This window comes from Parafrankia soli (assembly GCF_001854695.1).
In the GTDB taxonomy this organism is placed as follows: Bacteria; Actinomycetota; Actinomycetes; order Frankiales; family Frankiaceae; genus Parafrankia; species Parafrankia soli.
On sequence record NZ_MAXA01000255.1, the window covers coordinates 17,751 to 36,146 of the forward strand.

Genomic DNA, 18,396 nt, shown 5'->3' on the forward strand with positions numbered 1-18,396 from the left:
TGGTGGCTGGGTCGGTTTGTCGGTCGTCCCGCCCCGTTTTTGATGTTGAGTTGTGTGGTCGAGCTGTGACGGGGTAGCCCGCTGTCGCGCGGGCTTGGGCGCCGGTCCACGGCCGGAGGTGGTGCGGGTCGTCGGGGCAGGGCAGGTCTGGGTGGCTATCCGGGGTCGGGCAGCGCACGTAGGACGGTCAGGGCCTGGACGGCCAGCGCTGCCCAGGGATGGTGGGCGGGCAGGTGTACCACGGTCTTGCGGGCGTGGTGGGCGACGCGTCCGGCGATGGTGAACAGCCTGTGCCGTAGGCGTTTCGGTTCCCAGCGGCGTGCGGTGTGGCCGGCCAGGGCGAGCATCTGGGTCCAGGCGATCAGGTCCAGGGCGAGCGCGACGACGGCGCACCAGACCCTGTTCTGGGTGAAGTCGTGCAGGGGCAGGTTGGTCAGACCGGTGTCCTTGGCGGCGCGGATGCGGTCCTCGCAGCGGGCCCGCCGGCGGTGACGCAGTTCCAGGTCGGCGAGCTGCCCGCGGCGGGTGTTGGTCGCGAACGCGGTGCAGCGGTTACCGTCGGGATCGACGATCCGTAGCTGGGCGTCGGGGTGCGGGCGTTCCTTACGCACGATGACCCGCATGCCCTCCGGCCAGCCGGACAGGTCCATCAGCCCGGTCAGCTCGGCGACCCACGCGCCGTCGCGGGGCTGCCCGTCACCGTCATAGGCCGGTGTCCACGCCCCCGCAGGAACCTTCGCGATCAGCTCGGCGGTGCTCTCGGGCAGGGTGAACCCGACCGAGTAGGCCAGCATGCTGTCGATGGGCGGCACGGAGCACCGTCGCTACCGGGCGCTCGTCCAGCCGTCCTTCGTGCCCAACAAAGCGCAGTGGTGGATCCGCAACTGGATCGAGCAGACGGTCCACCTGCTGATCGACAGCTTCGAGGGCGACGGCGAAGCCGAGCTGAACGTCGACTTCTGCGCCGCGATCCCGGTCCTGACAATCGCTGGAAGCTTCGGCGTGCCGGTCGAGCGGGCGCTGGACATCCGTGCCGCGCTCGCCGAGCCCGACCGCATCATCGAGATCCTGCGCCCCATCGTCGCCGCCCGCCGTGAATCCCCGCAGGATGACCTGATCAGCATCCTGGTTCAGGCCGAGACGACCGACGAGGACGGCAGCCGCCACCGGCTGTCCGACGCCGAGATCTACTCCTTCTCTCTGCTACTGCTCGCGGCCGGCTCCGGCACCACCTGGAAGCAGATGGGCATCACCCTCGCCGCGCTGCTGACCAGGCCGGACGCATTCGACGCGGTCCGTGCGGACCGGTCGCTGCTGCGCCTGGCGATCGAGGAGTCGCTGCGCTGGACACCGACCGACCCGATGTTCTCCCGCTATGTCACCCGGGACGTCGACTTCCACGGCGTGCGCCTGCCGAAGGGGTCGGTGCTGCACATCTGCCTGGGCGCGGCGAACCGGGACCCGGCCCGCTGGGACCGGCCCGACGAGTACGACATCCACCGCACGCTGCGGCCGTCGTTCGCCTTCGGCGGCGGCGCCCATGTCTGCCTGGGCATGCACGTCGCCCGAGCGGAGATGCGGGTCGGGATCAGCGCGTTGCTCGACCGGCTGCCGAACCTGCGGCTGAACCCGGACGCCGAGGCGCCGCGCTTCATCGGCATGTACGAGCGCGGCGCGACGGCCCTTCCGGTCCGGTTCGGCTGACGGCCCGGGTGGACCACCCGCGGAGACGCGGGGAAGGAGCACCCGCCGGCCGGTCCGCCAGTCCGCCTGTCCCGACGATGACCATCGACACCCGGAGCACTCCGTGAGCGAACCGAACTACGTCAGACCCGATCTGCTACTGCTGGGCGAGGACCACATCCGTGCGTACCGGGAGACCGACGGCGAGGTCGGCTATCTGTGGAACGGTGTGCCGACCTTGCTGCTCACCACGACCGGCCGCCGCAGCGGGCAGGCACGCACCTCGCCCCTCATCTTCGGCCGGGACGGCGACGACTTCCTCGTCATCGCCTCCACCGGAGGGGCGCCCCGGCACCCTGCCTGGTACCTGAACCTCCAGACGGACCCACAGGCGGAGATCCAGGTCAGGGCCGAGCGGATCGCGGTGACGGCCCGCACCGCGACGCCGGAGGAGAAGCCCCGTCTCTGGAAGATCATGACGGAGTCGTGGCCCAACTACGACGTCTACCAGTCCCGCACCGAGCGGGTCATCCCGCTGGTAGTGCTCAGCCGAGGTGCGGAGGCAACAGCATGACCGCCCAGTTACCGAGTGCGCCGGTCGGCGCCGGGGCCTCGAACGAGACCATTCTGTTCGAGGCCCGGTACAGCGCGGCGGGCCTCGAACAGGTCGCGGATCTCGTTCTACGGGTCTCGCCGGCGCCCGAGTACCGGATGTTCCTCGACCCCGAGTTCGAGATGCAGTACGAACTCCTCTCGATCCTGCACCGGCTGGGCTCGGTGAAGGTTCCCGAGATGCTCTGGTTCGAGGCCGACCCCGTGGTGCTCGGACGCCCTTCTTCATCATGCGCCGCATGCACGGTCGGGTACCGGTCAGCTTCCCGGTCTACAACGCCACCGGCTGGCTGACCGAGGCGACCTCGGCGCAGCGACGCCGGCTCTGGGAGAGCGCCGTCGGGCAGTTGGCCGCGATCCACCGCGTCCCGGTCGATGACGTCCGCCTCGTCGACCGGCCCCAGCGCGGCGTGGACGGCCTGGACCAGCAGGTCACCTACTGGCGCCAGTTCGCCGCCTGGGCGCTCGGCGACGAGGTCCCGCCCATCATCCGGACTCTGCTGGACTGGCTTGTCGATCACCGGCCCAGCCGCACTGTCCCGGGCCTCGCCTGGGGCGACGCCCGGATCGGCAACATGATGTTCGGGCCCGACTACGAGGTCGTCGGGGTGATGGACTGGGAGCAGGCCTCGCTCGCCGACCCGCTCACCGACCTCGGCTGGTGGCTGTTCTTCGGCGACATCCACAGCACTGATCACGGGGTGCCACGGCTCGACGGGCTCGGCGGCCGGGAGGAGACCATCGACGCCTGGCGGGAGCTCACCGGCCGTACGGTGCACGACCTGCACTGGTACGAGGTCTTCGCCGGGGTGAAGACCGGTCTGCTGGCCCTCCGCAGCCAACGATCGCTGAGGATTCCCAAGGCCGAGGGCGCAGCCCGGAACATGTTTCTGACCCGTGCCTGCCGGCTCGCCGAACTCACTCCCCCAGAGGAGTCTGCATGACGACGGACAACGCCCTGACCATCGCCGGCGGGCACGCCCTCCCCGGCGGACCCGCGCCGCGCGACGAGACCACCGTACTGTCGCCGGAATGGCTCACGGCGATGCTCGACCGCCCCGGCGCGGTCGTCACCGGCACCGAGGTGACTCAACGACTGGAGACCGTCGCGACCAAAGTGCGCTTCCGCCTGCATTACGCCGACCCGCAGCCGGGCGTCAACGCCCCCACCGACCTGTGCGCGAAGGGCTACTTCAACCCGGCGATGCATGGCCGCTCCAGCAGCACCGAGGCCGACTTCTACCGGCAGCTCGCCCCGGTGCTCCCCGTGCACACGCCGCCCTGCCTGCACGCCGCCGTCGACAGCGAGACCGGCCACGCCCTGATCATCATGACCGACCTCGTCGAGGCCGGCGCGACCTTTCTCGACCCGACCGTCGACTACAGCGCCGACCAGGCCGCCGCGACCCTGGACCAGCTCGCGGCCCTGCACGCGGCCACCTGGACGGCCGCCGGTGGCGGGGCGGGAACGGACACGGCGCCCGGTGTGGACAAGGCCGTAGCCGCGACACTGTTCCCGCCGCGGCTGGCGACGCTCGCGGGCCTGATGAACGCTGACTATCTGCAGGGCCAGCTCGACGACGGGCGTGCGCCCGACGTCGACGACTCCACGCGCCGCGCCGACCGCCTGATCGCCGCGATGCACGCGTTGGCCCGGGTCGGGGTGGACCAACCGCGCTGCCTGGTTCATGGAGATCTGCACACCGGCAACGTCTACCGCCTCGCCGACGGTAGTCCCGGACTCATCGACTGGCAGGTCGTGCAGTACGGCGTCTGGGCGCTCGACGTCAGTTATCACCTGGCAGCCGTCCTCGACCCCGACGAGCGGGGACGGGCTGAACGCGGCCTCCTCGACCACTACCTCGACCGCCTCGCTACGCGAGGCGTCACTCCGCCTCCGCGCGACGATGCCTGGTGTGCGTACCGGGCGCACCTGCCCTATGGCTACTATCTCTGGTCGATCACCCGCGCCGTAGACCGCCCAATCATCGAGCACCTCACCGGCCGGCTGAGCCTCGCGGCCGCACAGCATGCGAGCCTGGACCTGCTCGGGGTCTGATTTCAGCAGGCTCAGGCACAGCCCGGCGCCGGACCCTCTATACAGGCATCGACCTCATGCTATACAAATGTAAAATGATGATGGTGCGGACGCCGCGCCGGCGAGTAGTCACCTCCCGTGGGCGGGCCCGGCGCCCGCCCAGGCAACCTCCCGCTTCCGTCAGCCGTGCGTCGACACGGCGTTTCGGGTACCGAATCAGGTGGAGCCAATGACCGGAAGACCGTTTCGTTTTGCCGTCCAGGGCACGCGCGCGACGTCAGCCCGCGAATGGCTCGACCTGGCCCGCAGGGCCGAGGATCTTGGATATGCGACTCTGTTCGTCGCCGACCACTACGTGGGCCCCGGCCGGGCGGCCCGCGCGTGCAGCATGCCGCCCCAGCACCTCGCCCCGATCGCGGCGATGACCGCCGCTGCCACCGTAACCAGCACGCTGCGGATCGGCTGCCGGGTCTTCTGCATCGATTATCACGTGCCCGCGGCTCTCGTGAAGGAGGCCGCGACCATCGATCTGCTGTCGGAGGGCCGCCTCGAGATGGGGATCGGGGCGGGGCTGCAGGAGAACGAGTATCGGGCGCTGGGGATCCCGTTCCTGCCCGGCCCGGTCCGGGTGGACAAGTTGGAGGAGGTCATCGCGCTGCTGAAGGCACACTGGTCCGGCGAGCCGATCGAGCAGCACGGCACCCATGTGGATGTCAGCGGCTTCCGCGGGCTGCCGCTGCCTGTGCAGAAGCCACGGCCACCGCTGATGGTCGGCGGGAACCGCAAGCGCGTTCTCTCCCTGGCTGCCCGGGAGGCGGAGATCGTCAGCATCTCCAACGTGCCCTTCGACCCGGTCAACGCCGCCGGCCGTACCCCACGACAGGAGGCGGCCCACCGTTACGCCCTCGTCCGCCAGGCCGCCGGCGAACGCCTGGCGGACATCGAGATCGAGGGTTCACCGTACTTCACGATCGCCACCGACAAACCGGAGGAGTCCTACCGGGACATCGCCGGCTGGATTTCCGWGGACGCCGAGGTTCTTCCCACACACCCGAACATCCTGGTGGGAACGCTCGACGAGATGACGCATCGCCTGGAACTGAACCGCAAGGAATTCGGCACAAGTTACGTCACTGTTCCGCAGAACGCCATGGAGACGTTCGCGCCGCTCGTCGAGAGACTCGCGGGGAAATGAGGCGGCGATGAGCAGCGAAACCCCGTACTTCGATCCGTACGATCCCGAGATCGCGAAAGACCCGTACCCGGTCTTCCGGCGGCTGCGCGACGAGGCTCCACTCTACTACAACGACCGCCACGATTTCTACGCGCTCAGCCGCTATGACGACGTCGGCGCCGCGATCCGCGACTCACGGCGGCTCATCTCGGGAAAGGGCAACATCCTCGAGGTGATCCGGGCTGACCCGAAAATGCCACGCGGCATCTTCATCAACGAGGACCCGCCACTGCACACTGTGCACCGGGCTCTGGTCTCGCGCGCTTTCACGCCGCGGAAGATGAAGGCTCTGGAGGACCGGGTCCGCGCGTTCTGTCAGTCCTGCCTCGACCCACTGGTCGGCGGCGACCGGTTCGACTTCTTCCTCGACCTCGGCRCCGAACTGCCCATGCAGGTCATCGGGATGCTGGTCGGCATTCCCGACTCCGACCAGCCGTCGGTCCGCGACCGGGCACACCGCAGCCTGCGCAACAACGACGGGCAGCCACTGACCGTGAAGAAGGACAGCTACTTCTCGGGCGACGGATTCGCCGAATACGTGAGATGGCGCGAAAAGAACCCCTCGGACGACCTCATCACCGAGCTGCTCGCCGTGGAGTTCGAGGACGTCGACGGGACGGTACGCCGCCTGCACCGCGACGAGCTGCAGATATTCCTCGCGGTGATCGCGGCCGCCGGCGTCGACACCACCGGCCGTTTCTTCGGCTGGATGGGGAAGGTCCTCGGCGAGGATCCCTCGGCCCGGCGCGAGCTGGCCGCCGACCGATCCCTCATCCCGAACGCCGTCGAGGAGCTTCTGCGCTTCGAGACCTCGTCGCCGAACGTCGCACGCTATGTGGCCGAGGACACCGACTACCACGGCCAGACGGTGCCGGCCGGCAGCCGGATACTGCTCATGCTGTCGGCGGCGAACCGTGACGAGCGGCATTTCCCCGATCCAGACCGGTTCGACATCCATCGAAAGATCGACCAGCACCTTGCGTTCAGCCACGGGGCCCACTACTGCCTCGGCGCGTCGCTCGCCCGGCTGGAAGCCCGCATCGGACTGGACGAGGTGCTGAATCGCTGGCCGGACTGGGAGATCGACCTCGACCGCGCCGTTCGGTCGCCGGCCTCGACGGTGCGCGGTTGGGACAGCATGCCGGCCGTCGTCGGCTGAGCCTCGGCCCGAGACCGGAACCGAACGAGCTGGCTCGGGTCCGAGGTGAACCGCGGGCCCGAGTACGGCGCCTTGCCGCATCTCCGTAGCTCGGTGCGTCGGCGCCCCGGTATACCGGGGCGCCGGGGCGATCAGAGGTCTCGCAGTGCGTCGAGGACGGCGCCGGCCAGTTCCGGACGGCAGACGAGCAGGTCCGGCAGGTAGGGGTCGGGTTCGTTGTAGCGCAGCGGCGAGCCGTCGAGGCGGGAGACGTGTAGCCCGGCGGCCGCGGCGACGGCGACGGGCGCGCAGGAGTCCCATTCGTACTGGCCGCCGGAGTGGGCGTAGACGTCGACCTGCCCGCGCAGGACGGCCATGGCCTTCGCGCCGGCGGAACCCATGGGCACCAGGGCGGCCCCCAGCCGCCCGACGAGATGATCGACGCAGGCGGGTGGGCGGGTTCGGGACACCGCGAGGCGGTTCGGGCCGGGCGGCCGGGCCGGCAGCGCGGGCGGTGCACCCGTGTGTAGCACCAGGTCGGCAGCGGGCAGCGCGACGGCGCCGACGGCAGGGCGACCATCTACCGCGAGGGCGACGTGGACGGCCCAGTCGTCCCGCGACGGTTCCCCATACTCGCGCGTCCCGTCCAGTGGGTCGACGATCCACACCCGGTCGTGACCGAGCCGGGCGCGGTCGTCGGTGTGCTCCTCCGACAGCACGGCGTCGTCGGGGCGCGTCTGCGCGAGCCGGCGCAGCAGCAGCTGGTTGGACTGCTGGTCACCGATGGCACCGCCCTGGTCACGGATGACGAGCAGCAGGTCACCGGCCTCGGTGGCGAGGGCCGCCGCGAGCGTGTGATCGTCGACGGCGCTCAGGTCCTGCCCGCCGTCGAGGTCTCGTCGGGCGTCGAGGTCTCGTCCGTCGCTCATGTCTCGTCCRCCGCGGTGAGGTGGCCGGTGTCCCGCAGATAGGTCACAACGAGGTCGGCGTTGGTCTCGGCGGAGACGGCGCCGGAGGCGTCGAGACGGATCTCGGGGTGGTGGGGTGGTTCGTAGGGAGAGTCGATGCCGGTGAAGTTGGCCAGCTCACCGCGGCGGGCCTTGGCGTACAGGCCCTTGCGGTCACGCGACTCGGCGACGTCGAGCGGCGTGTCGACGAAGACCTCGACGAACTCGCCGTCGCCCACGAGGTCCCGGGCCAGCTGCCGCTCGGCGCGGAACGGCGAGATGAACGAGGTGAGCACGATGAGCCCCGCGTCGGCCATCAGCCTGGCGACCTCGGCGATGCGGCGGATGTTCTCGACCCGGTCGGCCTCGGTGAAGCCAAGGTCCTTGTTCAGGCCGTGCCGGACGTTGTCGCCGTCGAGCAGGTAGGTGTGGAAGCTCTGCTCGTGCAGCCGCTTCTCGACGAGATTGGCGATCGTGGACTTGCCGGCTCCGGAGAGCCCGGTGAACCAGACGACCGCCGGCCGCTGGCCCTTGCGCGCCGCCCGCGCCTGCCGGTCGACCTCGACGGCCTGCCAGTGGATGTTGTGCGACCGGCGCAGCGCGAAGTGCAGCAGCCCGGCGGCGACCGTGGCCTGGGTGAACCGGTCGATCAGGATGAACCCGCCGGTGTCCCGGTTGACGGCGTACGGGTCGAAGGGGACGGCGCGGTCCAGGCTGAGGTTGGCGACGCCGATCTCGTTGAGTTCCAGGGTGCGAGCGGCACTGTGCTCCAGGGTGTTGACGTTGACCTTGTACTTGGGCTGGGCGATGGTCGCGGCCACGGTGCGGGTGCCGAGCTTGAGCAGGTAGGGCCGGCCCGGCAGCATCGGTTCGGGGCTCATCCACACCAGGTGGCTCTCGAACTGGTCGGCGACCTCTGCGGGGCTGTCCGCGGCCGCGAGCAGGTCGCCGCGGCTGATGTCGATCTCGTCCGTCAGCGTGATCGTGACGGAGTCACCGGCACCCGCCTCGGCGCGGTCACCGTCGGCGGTGACGATCCGGCTGACGGTGCTCTCCTGGCCGCCGGGCAGCACCCGTACCAGGTCACCGGGCCGGACCACCCCGCCGGCGATCTGGCCCGCGAACCCGCGGAAGTCCAGGTCGGGCCGGTTGACCCACTGCACCGGCAGGCGGAACGGGCCGGCGGCGGAGGCGTCGTCGATCTCGACGGTCTCCAGGTGGCCGACCAGGGTCGGGCCGGTGTACCAGGGTGTGTTCGGGCTGGGAGTGGTGATGTTGTCGCCGCGCAGCGCTGAGGCCGGAATGCAGGTGACGGCGTCGCCTTCCAGGCCGATCCGGGCGGCGAAGGCCCGGTAGTCGGCCTCGACGGCCGCGAAGACGTCCGCCGAGTAGTCGACGAGATCGAGCTTGTTCACCGCGAGGACGACCCGGTGGATCCCGAGCAGGGACACCAGGTAGCTGTGCCGGCGCGTCTGGGTGAGCACACCCTTGCGCGCGTCCACCAGGATGACCGCGAGGTCGGCGGTGGACGCCCCGGTGACCATGTTGCGGGTGTACTGCTCGTGCCCGGGGGTGTCGGCGACGATGAACTTGCGCCGCTCGGTGGAGAAGAACCGATAGGCGACGTCGATCGTGATGCCCTGCTCACGCTCGGCGGCCAGGCCGTCGACGAGCAGAGCGAAGTCGAGTTCACCGCCCTGCGTGCCGACCCTCCTCGAGTCGGACTCCAACGCCGCGAGCTGGTCGGAGAACACCAGTTTCGCGTCGTAGAGCAGCCGGCCGATCAGGGTGGACTTGCCGTCGTCGACGCTGCCGCAGGTGATGAACCGCAGCATCGACTTGTGTTCGTGTCGGCGCAGGTACTCCTCGATATCGGTCGTGACGAGGTCGTCGGTCGCGTGCGCCATCACCGCTCACCCGCCATCAGAAATACCCCTCATGCTTCTTCTTCTCCATGGACCCGGACGAGTCGTGGTCGATGACCCGACCCTGGCGCTCCGAGCTCGTCGTGAGCAGCATTTCCTGGATGATGTCCAGCAGGGACGCCGCCTCGCTTTCCACCGCACCGGTCAGCGGGTAGCAGCCGAGCGTGCGGAACCGGATGGAACGCAGTCGGGGAACCTCACCGGGGTGCAGCCGCATACGTTCGTCGTCCACCATGATCAACGCGCCGTCGCGTTCCACCACCGGCCGTGGCTCGGTGAAGTACAGCGGCACGATCGGGATGTTCTCCCGGTGGATGTAGAGCCAGATGTCCAGCTCGGTCCAGTTCGACAGCGGGAACACCCGCACGCTCTGCCCCGGGGCCCGGCGCGCGTTGTAGAGCCGCCACAGCTCGGGCCGCTGGTCCTTCGGGTCCCAGCGGTGCTGCGCGGACCTGATCGAGAACACCCGTTCCTTGGCCCGGGACTTCTCCTCGTCGCGGCGCGCGCCACCGAAGGCGAGGTCGAAGCCGTACTTGTCCAGCGCCTGCCTGAGTCCCTCGGTCTTCCACACGTCGGTGTGCAGGGCGGAGCCGTGGTCGAACGGGTTGACGCCCCGGGCGAGCGCCTCCGGGTTCTGGTGGACGAGCAGCTCCAGGCCCAGGTCGCGGACCAGGCTGTCGCGGAACTCGTACATCTCGCGGAACTTCCACGTCGTGTCGACGTGCAGCAGCGAGAACGGCGGCTTCGACGGATAGAACGCCTTGAGCGCCAGGTGCAGCATCACCGAGCTGTCCTTGCCCGCCGAGTACAGCATCACCGGCCGTTCGCTCTCCGACACAGCCTCGCGAAAGATCTGGATGCTCTCGTTCTCCAGGCGCTGCAGATGACTCGGACGGCCCGCGGCCGGGAGGAACCGGCCCCGCCCGACGCCAGCTACCTCGTCCATGTCCACTCCATGAGGTTGCGGACGGTGGGCAGTTCAAGCATGTGAAGGTCTCCTCTCCGTGCTGGCCGTACCGGCCCCCGTACCGGCGCTCGTCCTGGAGCAGCACCGGGACGTCCGTGGCCCCGGTCCGCGCGCCCGTGCGGGAGATGGCAGGACGCCCGCGGGGTCGTTCCCGCCAGGCGGTCCGGACCTGCGCCTCCCCGGACAAACGCCGGGTGGCGGTCACAACCGGACGAGCTCCCTGGGGGGCGTCGAGCGCTCGATCGCGCCGTACGCCTCTTCGCCGTCCCACGTGTACCGGACGCCTCCCTGGACGAGCGCGGCCAGGGCGTTCGGCGAGGTGGGGTCACCGAGGTTGAAGACCGACGTGACGGTCTCGCCACCGATCTCGATCGTGCCGATCTCACTCTCCAGCACGAGCGAGACGTCCTCGGTCCCGCCCTGGAGCGTGGTGAGCCACGGAGCCCGGACGACCCGGGCGGGTACGAGGCTGCCGTCGCCGGTGAACACATAGCCCTCGTTGTACGAACCCTCGCCGTCCGGACGCGGGCGGTGGGCGATGTAGCCGAAGCCGCGGCCGCTCGGGAAGACCGCGGACTGTTGGCAGTGGCCCCAGAAACCGGCCATCTCGCGGTGACCCTGGCGGCGCACACGGGTGCCCGTGCCCGTGAAACGGTGCTCCTCGCCCTCGACCCGCACGAAACCCTCCGCGCGGACGAGCTGCTCGTACCGGGCACCGCCCAGGAAGGCGCCCTCGATGGACGATGCGAGCACCTCAGCAGCATTGGAGGACAACGCTCCGTTGATCCATGGTGGAACGACCGGCACGGCCTCAACGTGAAACTCGACGGCGACCCGAGGGCCGTCCCCGTTTCCGGCGAGCAGGGCGGCGGTCGAGGTCTTCACCGCTTCGCCCTCGAAGCTGGCGGTCAGCCGACGGAACGGCTCCACAGTCCGGAACTCCAGTGGCCCGGCGCCGAGCACCGACGGCCGTCCGTCGGATCCGATCGGCGAATGTCTGGCGCCCTTGTCGCGCACCCGGAACACCCGTCCGTCCGCGAAGGCGACGTTGGCCTGGTACTGGTGGGAGTCCCACTTCGAGGCGATCGCCTCGATACCGAAGCGCGGAAGGGTGACGAAGCCCGCGTCGTCATAGACCCAGAAGCTGGCGGAGTCGCGCAGTTCCAGATCGTCCGGCTGTGCTGCGAGGAAGAACTCCCGCTCGTCGTCGAGCCCACCCGTCAGGTCGATGGGCGTGTTCATCGACGCGAGGAGGGTGTCGGCCACGGGGCGCGGGCGAACAGTCCTCCGTCCAGGTGGATGATCTGCCCGGTGATCACAGCGGCACGGTCCGACAGCAGGAAGACGACCGCCTCGCCGATCTCCTCGGAGGTCGGGGACCGTCCGAGGCAGTTGAGTGACGCCGCGGCATCACCGATTTTTCCCTCCAGCACGAACGGCAGCGTCGCGTTGGCGCGGATGCCCTTCCTGCCGTATTTTCCGGCGACGAAGCGCGTGACGGCGTTCAAACCGGCCTTGGAGACCTGGTAGCCGAAGCGTGTCTCACCCGCGACGATCGACGCGGCCGACGAGCTGAACACGAAGGAGCCACCGCCCCGCTCGACCATCGAGGGGATGACGAGACGGGCCACTCGCATCGCGCCTTCGAGGTTGACCGCCATCGACTTGTCCCAGACCTCCTCGTCAACGTCGATGGAGTCCTGCCGGTTGTCGTAGTAGGCCGCGTTGTAGAAGACGGCGTCGACCGCCCCGAGTTCCGCCTCGGTCGTCGCCAGTGCCGCGCGTACCTCCTCCTCGCTGGTGAGATCGCATTGCAGGGCGATCGCCTTCCCACCGGCGTCGACGATTGCCTTCGCCGTCGTCTCCGCGGTCGAGGTCGTGCGCGCCGTCAGCGCCACGCTCGCACCCTCGCGGGCCGCGATCATCGCCGTGGCGGCCCCCATCTGCGGCCCGGCGCCGGCGAGGAAGAGCACCCTGCCCTCCAGCATCGCCGTTCCGCCATCCTGGTTCACCGACTGACCATCGCTCATCGACGCTGTCCCCTCACCAAAGTTCCGGCCAGACCGGTGCATTCATCCGGGCGCTGCCGGACAGCGGCGGGCAAAGGCTCCGGGATCACGTTCACTGGAGGCCCTCCGACGGCACGTCGAAGTACTCCTGGTAGGACCGGGCACGCTCTCGCAGATCGGCCTCGTCGAGCCCGGTGGCCGCGAAGTTGTAGCGGTGTCCCCCGCGCTTTCCCTGCTGGTTCTCGGCGAGGAACGCGCGCATGCGCTGTTCGATCTCGGGCGTCAGCTCGAGACCCAACCGCTCGTAGATCGTTTGAAGTGTCCCAAACGGATCGGCCATGAACCGGTCGAAGTGAACATCTACAATGCGATCCGGAGGCACGGTGCCGTCGCTGCGCGCCTTGACCGACTCGTCGAGGCCCCCGAGAATGTAGCCCRCCCACTCGGCCGCAATTTCCTGAATGTCAGTCGAGTCGCTCGTGGCGCCCCGCAGCGTCGCGAACATCGACGCCGACGAGGCGATCGTGCGCAACGGGTCTCGGTGCGTCTGTATCAGGAGTGCTCCCGGGTACTCGGCGAGCAGGTCGCCGAGRCACCAGATGTGGCCTGGCGACTTCAGAACCCACCGCTGCGCCGGGTGCCGCGCCTGCAGATGCTGAAGAAACTGTCGGTGCCACCGGTACGCCGGTGCCATGTCCGCCTCAGTCAGCAGCCACTTGACGTAGCTGGGCACGCGGTACTCGGTGCCGAACAATGTGCTCCGGAAGTCCGAGTTCGTGATGCAGACGCATTCCTGAGCGAGCCTGGCCCCCATCGGATGCATGCCCTGCAGGGCAGGCATGACCTTGTCCACTGCCGCGAGTCGCCTGTCGACCGCGACGATACGGGGATCGCTGTCATAGGTCGCGGTCTCGGGCGGCGGGCTCGGCCGGTCGACCTCCCAGGTCAGCGGTACACGCGTGGCGGGATCCTGCGCCATCAGGTCATGCAGGATCGTGGTGCCCGTGCGGCCGTGGCCGACAATCGCGACCGGCGGTACGACGTCGGCATCCGCGACCTCGGGGTTGGCCTGACGATAGGCGATGATGCCGAGGCGGTTGACGAGCTGCTGCTTCAGTTCCCGCCCGGCGAAGGCGACGCCGACGTCGTTCAGATCCGCCTCGCCGTTCAGCGCGTCGACCAGCCGTTCGAGACCCTCCCTCCAGGCATCCTCGCCGAAGGCGTCGGAACCGGCAGTCTCACACGCGGACCCCACTAATTCGTCCACATCGAGTGTCACGCCAGCCTCCCTCTCTTCAAGAAACTGCTCTCCGTCAACCTGAATCAACTCTCCGCGACCAGGCGTCGGTCGTCCGCGAGGAGCCGGAACGCGAGACACGACCCGTTCCGCTGTGAGGCGCGCCTGCCACGGATCGCAATAGACGTCGTGGYGCCCAACCAGCCCCATCGGGACCATGCGTTTGTATAACACATCTGCATTACGCTTGTACAGCACCTGCTCGGACAGCCTGTCCCGAGGCTGCTATGTCTTGTCAAGCCGCGTGGGGTTCCCGGGACGCCGTGGCAGCTGATCCTTCCTTACGTTCCAGGAGCTTGAAGACCTGGCGGGCAACGGCGCGTTTGAGGCAGCGCTGCGCGTCGCGGGAGGACTTTCCCTCAGCGGTCCGCTTCGCGATGTAGGCCCGGGTCGCCGGGTCGACTCGGGCCCGGACGAGAACGATCGTGTGGAGTGCCCTGTTCAGCTGGCGGTCCCCGGCTCGGCTGAGCCGGTAGCGGGTGGTGAGGCCAGAGGAAGCGGGGATCGGAGCGGCGCCAGCGAACGCGGCGAACGCCGCGTCGGAACGGAACCGCCCTGGGTGCGACCAGCCGACAAGGACCTGCGCCGCGCTGATCGGCCCGGCTCCGACCAGTGCCAACAGCTCGGGCCATCGCCTGGACAAGTAGGTGGATCTCCTTCTCGAGCTCCTTCGCTTCCGCGGTCAACGTCTGGATCCGCTGGGCGGTGCACCGCAGCGCCCGCACGGTCATGCGGTGCTCGACGTCCTCGGTTGAGCACGCGACCTGCGTCAGGCAGGCCGCGATCTGTTGCTTGCCAGTCCGGCCGCGCAACTGCGCGCGAAGGGCTTCGGGGGCGGACACGATCAGAGCTTTGAGCTGGTTGATCGCCGCTGTCCGGGCGAGGACGGCGGCGCCGCGGGTGGCGAGCAGGACCCGGAGGGCCTCGCGTTCACCGCGGCGGCGCGGGTGGATCAGATGGTCTGAGACGAGGGCCTCGCGCGCTGCCCGAACGGCGTCGAGGGCGTCGGTCTTGCGGCCTCCGCGGTGGACCGGGCGCTTGGGACGGCAGACCTCGACGACACATTCGCCGGCGGCGTCGAGGAAGCCGGCCAGGCCCGCGCCGTAGCTGCCGGTGCCTTCCAACGCCCAGCACCGCCTGCCGGGAACGTGCTGACGGGCGAGTTCGAGCAGCCGCTGGTAGCCGTCGGCGTTCGCGGGTGCGTCGGCACTGACGAGCACGGCACCGACGGGGGTCACGGCAGCTGCGGCGAGGGTGTCGCGGTGGGTGTCGACCCCGATCACGCCGTCGATCTGGTCCGCGAGCAGGGCCATGCGAGTGTTCTCCTTGTCCGGCTGGACGATCCTGGTTGGCCGGGCTGGGAGACACCGCGTGGCGGAACTGCGACGGGTCACGCCGGGTCAGGCGGACAAGCTGCTGATCAAGCCAACGGGTGGATCAGGCCGGCGCCGACGCTCCAGCAGACATCTCGGGGCCACGGCAGACCGCTGACCAGGTCGCCAGTTACCTTGCGGGTCATGCCGGAGCATCGGCGCCGATCCTGACAGCAACCCCAGCCAGGGCCGCACGACCAGACTCACAGTTACCTTGCTCGCAGGAGTGACTGCGACGACGAGGGAGAACCACTATGTCCGTCGAGGACGAGCTCAAGGAACTTCGCCGCGAGCTCCGGTACGTCACGGACCGTCTCGCGATTCTCGACTGTGTCATGAAGCAGTCACGCGGTCACGACCGCCATGACATCGAGCTTATGGCAAGCGTCTACCACAACGATGGAGTYGACGAGCACGGGCCCGTCGTGAAGCTCGGCCCCGACTACGGCGAGTACGCCAACCAGGCTCACTCGTCGGTTTTTGTCGATCACTTGCACAACATCACGACCCACACCTGCGAGATCGACGGCGACGAGGCTCACTGCGAAAGCTACGTCATCGGTGCTATGCGTTCCCGCGACGGCAAGACCGTGCACATCTTCGGAGGAAGATACCTCGATCGCGTCGAGCGGCGGGACGGCGTGTGGAGGATCGCGTTGCGGCGGTGCACCCTCGAGTGGACGATGAACGGCGACACGTCACTACTCTCCTCCGGCTCATTCACAGGCTTCATCAAGGGAACGTGGGACAAGAACGATCCGTCGTATGCGCGGCCCTTGGACCTGGAGAAGACCCCGGTCAAGAAGTGGTGAGGATGACGGGCGCGGCACATCAACGATGGAAGGACCGATGAACATGGCCCGAATCGAACCGCTCCCAGCCAAGAAATGGCCCGCGGAGATGCGGGATGCGTTTGCCGCCCTGGTACCGCCGAAGCCGCRCCATACGCGGTCCATCCAGGAGAGCCGACCGAAGGCCCGCAATGCCTTCGGGACGTTCGCCCACCACCCGGACCTCGCGCGGGCGTTCTTCACGCTCAACGGTCACGTGCTGCTGGCGACCACCCTTGCCCAGCGGCAGACGGAGCTGCTGGTCCTGCGGGTCGCGGCGCTACGCAAATGCGACTACGTGTGGGCGCAGCACGTCCTCATCGGTCGCGAGGCCGGGCTGACCGACGAGGAGATCGAGAAGATTGCCCGAGGGCCAGCCGATCCGGCTTGGAGCCCATTCGACTCAGCACTGCTGCGCGCCGTTGACGAGCTGCTCGACGYCGGCACAATCGGTGACGAGACCTGGGCCGCGCTGACCGCCGAACTCGACACCCAGCAGCTCATGGACCTCATCTTCACAGTCGGCGCCTTCGAGGCATCCGCCTTTCTGATGAACTCCTTCGCGTTTAACCTCGACGACGATCTACGACCGAGCTAAGCTTATTTTTAACCCCCAACTGTCACACCGCGTGATACCTGCTAGTGTTGTGGGGTGGGTCGGCGTGTCATCGTGACGCGGAACGATCTTCGAAAGATCGCGCTCTCGCCAAAGAAGCCGTGATCAAACCGAAGGTCGTGATGGGCGATGTGCAGGACGAACCGGGACGCGTCGAGGCTCTGGGGAGGCCGTGTCGCTTCCGGCAGGAGTTCTACGACTGTCTGACCCGCCGGGCGGACGTGGTATTCGAGGTAATGGACGCCGTGCTATGCACCGACGGCCCGGTCAAGACGTTGGTCGACCTGACGCTGACCCCGGAGCACCGTCGTGGCCACGAGTGAAACCGGCGAACCAGCGAGTCAACTACAACTCGCGGCCCGCCGAGTGCCGCGTCGACCCGCCGCTGCCAATAGCGCCCATACATCCTCGCCGGCGCTGTCTCGCACCGCGGACACGCCACCTGCCCCGTCCGAGCACGGCACGGCACAGCCGAATCCCGTCCGCTGCCCTCTCGGACCTCCTTTACCACGACGCTCGACAGATGCGGCAACACGACCCCAAGATCGAGAAGATCACACTAGCCCGACGATCGCGGCTGGCTGCCAATAATTGATCAACATCCAGCACCGGTTCGACTACAAGATCGGCGCCGGATCCCATTCTTGGCGATAGAGTTGAGATTTAAGCATAGGTATTCCCCATAGATCGTTAGTTCAGCGGTGRCTCGTCACCTGCACCAGTTCGATGCGGATGCCGTCGGGGTCTGCCAGGAAGAGCACGTCCATCGCGCTGTCGCGCATCGGGATGTGCGTTCGGGTGTACTCGATCGGCGTCGCGCCGAGTGCCACCAGGCGTGCCTCGGCCGCAGCGAGATCGTTGACGTAGACCGACAGATGGGTGAAGCCAATCTGCCGCCGCGTCGTCAGGGCTGCGCCCTCTGGCCTCGGGGTCTTCCAGTCGAGCAGTTCCAACTTCGTCTGGCCGTTGACGATCATCTGAGATCGGCAACGTATGGGTGGCGGCACCTCGGCCAGCTGAGCGAGGGAATCGCCGATGTCGAACCTCTCGGCGAGCCGAAATCCCAGCCCTTCGACATAGAACCGTATCGACCAGTCGAAGTCGGACACACAGAGGCCGATGTGGGATATAGCCACGTCACTAGCGACTTCTGATAATTCAGACATCCTGTGCTCCCTGTTATTTGGGTCGACGTCGACCCAACTCGTACCGGCCACGCACCGTGCTAGCGGCGGCCGATGGGCGCCCTCTGGGGCGACACCTCAGACGTGAGGACGCMGCCTGGCTCAGCACTCCCCCCTAGACATCGTCTTACAAACGTATAGCCTTAGCCATACGTACGTACAGGGCCACTGCAGTTGAGCTCCGAGGATCTTGCGAACCTGGTCCGCCGCCGCGGGGCGGGGCGCAAGGCCTGCGTTACCGCAGGGACGAGGAATGAGGAGGCGTAGGTTGAATTGTGTCGCTGTCGTGACCGGCAGTGCGTCGGGGTTGGGYCTGTCGATCTGCGAGCATCTCGCCCGGCAGGGACGGAACGTGGGCGTACTCGACCAGGACGTCGATGCCGCCGAACGGGTGGCTGCCGGTCTGCGGTCGCAGGGAACTAAGGCGGTGGCGGTCGGGGTCGACGTGGCCGACCGGGCCTCGGTCGCCACGGCGTTCGACGCGGTGCGCGCCGAACTCGGGCCGGTCGGGATCCTCGTGACCAGCGCCGGTGTCTCCGGGTT

17 protein-coding genes and 4 pseudogenes are annotated in these 18,396 nt (G+C 68.2%); 11 read left to right on the top strand and 10 right to left on the bottom strand.

The window, feature by feature from the left end; genetic code table 11:
• Window positions 1-155 precede the first annotated feature (155 nt).
• A pseudogene (locus tag BBK14_RS29190) lies at window positions 156-791 on the bottom strand (transposase); the annotation flags it as partial.
• On the opposite strand from BBK14_RS29190, the pseudogene BBK14_RS29195 reads away from it, so the two are divergent.
• From BBK14_RS29195 to BBK14_RS29225, 7 genes and pseudogenes are all read left to right on the top strand, one after another.
• Window positions 790-1,704: pseudogene (locus BBK14_RS29195) on the top strand (cytochrome P450); the annotation flags it as partial. The pseudogenes BBK14_RS29190 and BBK14_RS29195 sit on opposite strands and share 2 nt — an antisense overlap.
• Before the next feature lie 103 nt (window positions 1,705-1,807).
• Window positions 1,808-2,257, top strand: coding sequence for a nitroreductase family deazaflavin-dependent oxidoreductase (locus BBK14_RS29200; RefSeq protein ID WP_071066411.1), 450 nt, complete (start codon window positions 1,808-1,810; stop codon window positions 2,255-2,257).
• Entirely contained in the window at window positions 2,254-2,589 is a 336-nt protein-coding gene (locus tag BBK14_RS40840) for a protein kinase family protein (RefSeq protein WP_071066412.1), read from the top strand. Before BBK14_RS29200 ends, BBK14_RS40840 begins: the two co-directional genes overlap by 4 nt.
• On the top strand, window positions 2,535-3,239 hold the full coding sequence (locus BBK14_RS29210; RefSeq protein WP_071066413.1) for a phosphotransferase family protein: 705 nt from the start codon (window positions 2,535-2,537) through the stop codon (window positions 3,237-3,239). Before BBK14_RS40840 ends, BBK14_RS29210 begins: the two co-directional genes overlap by 55 nt.
• Entirely contained in the window at window positions 3,236-4,354 is a 1,119-nt protein-coding gene (locus BBK14_RS29215) for a phosphotransferase (RefSeq protein ID WP_071066414.1), read from the top strand. Before BBK14_RS29210 ends, BBK14_RS29215 begins: the two co-directional genes overlap by 4 nt.
• A 208-nt stretch (window positions 4,355-4,562) precedes the next feature.
• A complete protein-coding gene (locus tag BBK14_RS29220; RefSeq protein ID WP_071066415.1) occupies window positions 4,563-5,528 on the top strand; it encodes a TIGR03621 family F420-dependent LLM class oxidoreductase in 966 nt (321 codons plus the stop codon).
• Between the two features lie 7 nt (window positions 5,529-5,535).
• Window positions 5,536-6,726: a cytochrome P450 gene (locus tag BBK14_RS29225; RefSeq protein ID WP_071066416.1), complete on the top strand. Its 1,191-nt coding sequence runs from the start codon at window positions 5,536-5,538 to the stop codon at window positions 6,724-6,726.
• Between the two features lie 131 nt (window positions 6,727-6,857).
• Here BBK14_RS29225 and BBK14_RS29230 read toward each other — a convergent pair whose 3' ends face one another.
• From BBK14_RS29230 to BBK14_RS42470, 8 genes and pseudogenes are all read right to left on the bottom strand, one after another.
• Window positions 6,858-7,634, bottom strand: coding sequence for a 3'(2'),5'-bisphosphate nucleotidase CysQ (locus BBK14_RS29230; protein WP_083391331.1), 777 nt, complete (start codon window positions 7,632-7,634; stop codon window positions 6,858-6,860).
• A complete protein-coding gene (gene cysN, locus BBK14_RS29235) occupies window positions 7,631-9,559 on the bottom strand; it encodes a sulfate adenylyltransferase subunit CysN (RefSeq protein WP_071066417.1) in 1,929 nt (642 codons plus the stop codon). Before cysN ends, BBK14_RS29230 begins: the two co-directional genes overlap by 4 nt.
• A gap of 16 nt (window positions 9,560-9,575) precedes the next feature.
• On the bottom strand, window positions 9,576-10,523 hold the full coding sequence (gene cysD, locus BBK14_RS29240; protein ID WP_071066418.1) for a sulfate adenylyltransferase subunit CysD: 948 nt from the start codon (window positions 10,521-10,523) through the stop codon (window positions 9,576-9,578).
• Between the two features lie 222 nt (window positions 10,524-10,745).
• Window positions 10,746-11,810, bottom strand: coding sequence for a hypothetical protein (locus BBK14_RS29245; protein ID WP_241831933.1), 1,065 nt, complete (start codon window positions 11,808-11,810; stop codon window positions 10,746-10,748).
• Window positions 11,783-12,574 (bottom strand): SDR family NAD(P)-dependent oxidoreductase, encoded by a 792-nt coding sequence (locus BBK14_RS29250; protein ID WP_157904360.1) that lies wholly within the window; start codon window positions 12,572-12,574, stop codon window positions 11,783-11,785. The genes BBK14_RS29245 and BBK14_RS29250 overlap by 28 nt, the downstream gene beginning before the upstream one ends.
• A gap of 91 nt (window positions 12,575-12,665) precedes the next feature.
• A complete protein-coding gene (locus tag BBK14_RS29255; RefSeq protein ID WP_198541471.1) occupies window positions 12,666-13,832 on the bottom strand; it encodes a sulfotransferase family protein in 1,167 nt (388 codons plus the stop codon).
• Window positions 13,833-14,085: 253 nt separating this feature from the next.
• The gene (locus tag BBK14_RS42465) at window positions 14,086-14,493 is read right to left on the bottom strand and encodes a transposase (RefSeq protein ID WP_420849201.1); all 408 of its coding nucleotides are present in this window, start codon (window positions 14,491-14,493) and stop codon (window positions 14,086-14,088) included.
• Between the two features lie 211 nt (window positions 14,494-14,704).
• Window positions 14,705-15,163 (bottom strand): annotated as a pseudogene (locus BBK14_RS42470) (IS110 family transposase); the annotation flags it as partial.
• Between the two features lie 314 nt (window positions 15,164-15,477).
• Between BBK14_RS42470 and BBK14_RS29265 the strand changes: the two are divergent.
• The 3 genes and pseudogenes from BBK14_RS29265 to BBK14_RS29275 form a co-directional block, all read left to right on the top strand.
• Window positions 15,478-16,035, top strand: coding sequence for a nuclear transport factor 2 family protein (locus BBK14_RS29265; RefSeq protein WP_020464483.1), 558 nt, complete (start codon window positions 15,478-15,480; stop codon window positions 16,033-16,035).
• 43 nt (window positions 16,036-16,078) lie between these two features.
• Window positions 16,079-16,651 carry a carboxymuconolactone decarboxylase family protein gene (locus tag BBK14_RS29270; protein WP_071066426.1) on the top strand — a complete coding sequence of 191 codons (573 nt, stop codon included), beginning with the start codon at window positions 16,079-16,081 and terminating at the stop codon, window positions 16,649-16,651.
• Window positions 16,652-16,791: 140 nt separating this feature from the next.
• Window positions 16,792-16,986, top strand: a pseudogene (locus tag BBK14_RS29275) (NF041680 family putative transposase); the annotation flags it as partial.
• Between the two features lie 378 nt (window positions 16,987-17,364).
• Here the strand turns inward: BBK14_RS29275 and BBK14_RS29280 are convergent.
• A complete protein-coding gene (locus tag BBK14_RS29280) occupies window positions 17,365-17,835 on the bottom strand; it encodes a VOC family protein (RefSeq protein ID WP_071066421.1) in 471 nt (156 codons plus the stop codon).
• Window positions 17,836-18,106: 271 nt separating this feature from the next.
• Here BBK14_RS29280 and BBK14_RS29285 point away from each other — a divergent pair.
• Window positions 18,107-18,396, top strand: a 290-nt coding sequence (locus tag BBK14_RS29285) for an SDR family NAD(P)-dependent oxidoreductase (protein WP_116430174.1), incomplete at its 3' end; no start/stop codon positions are given.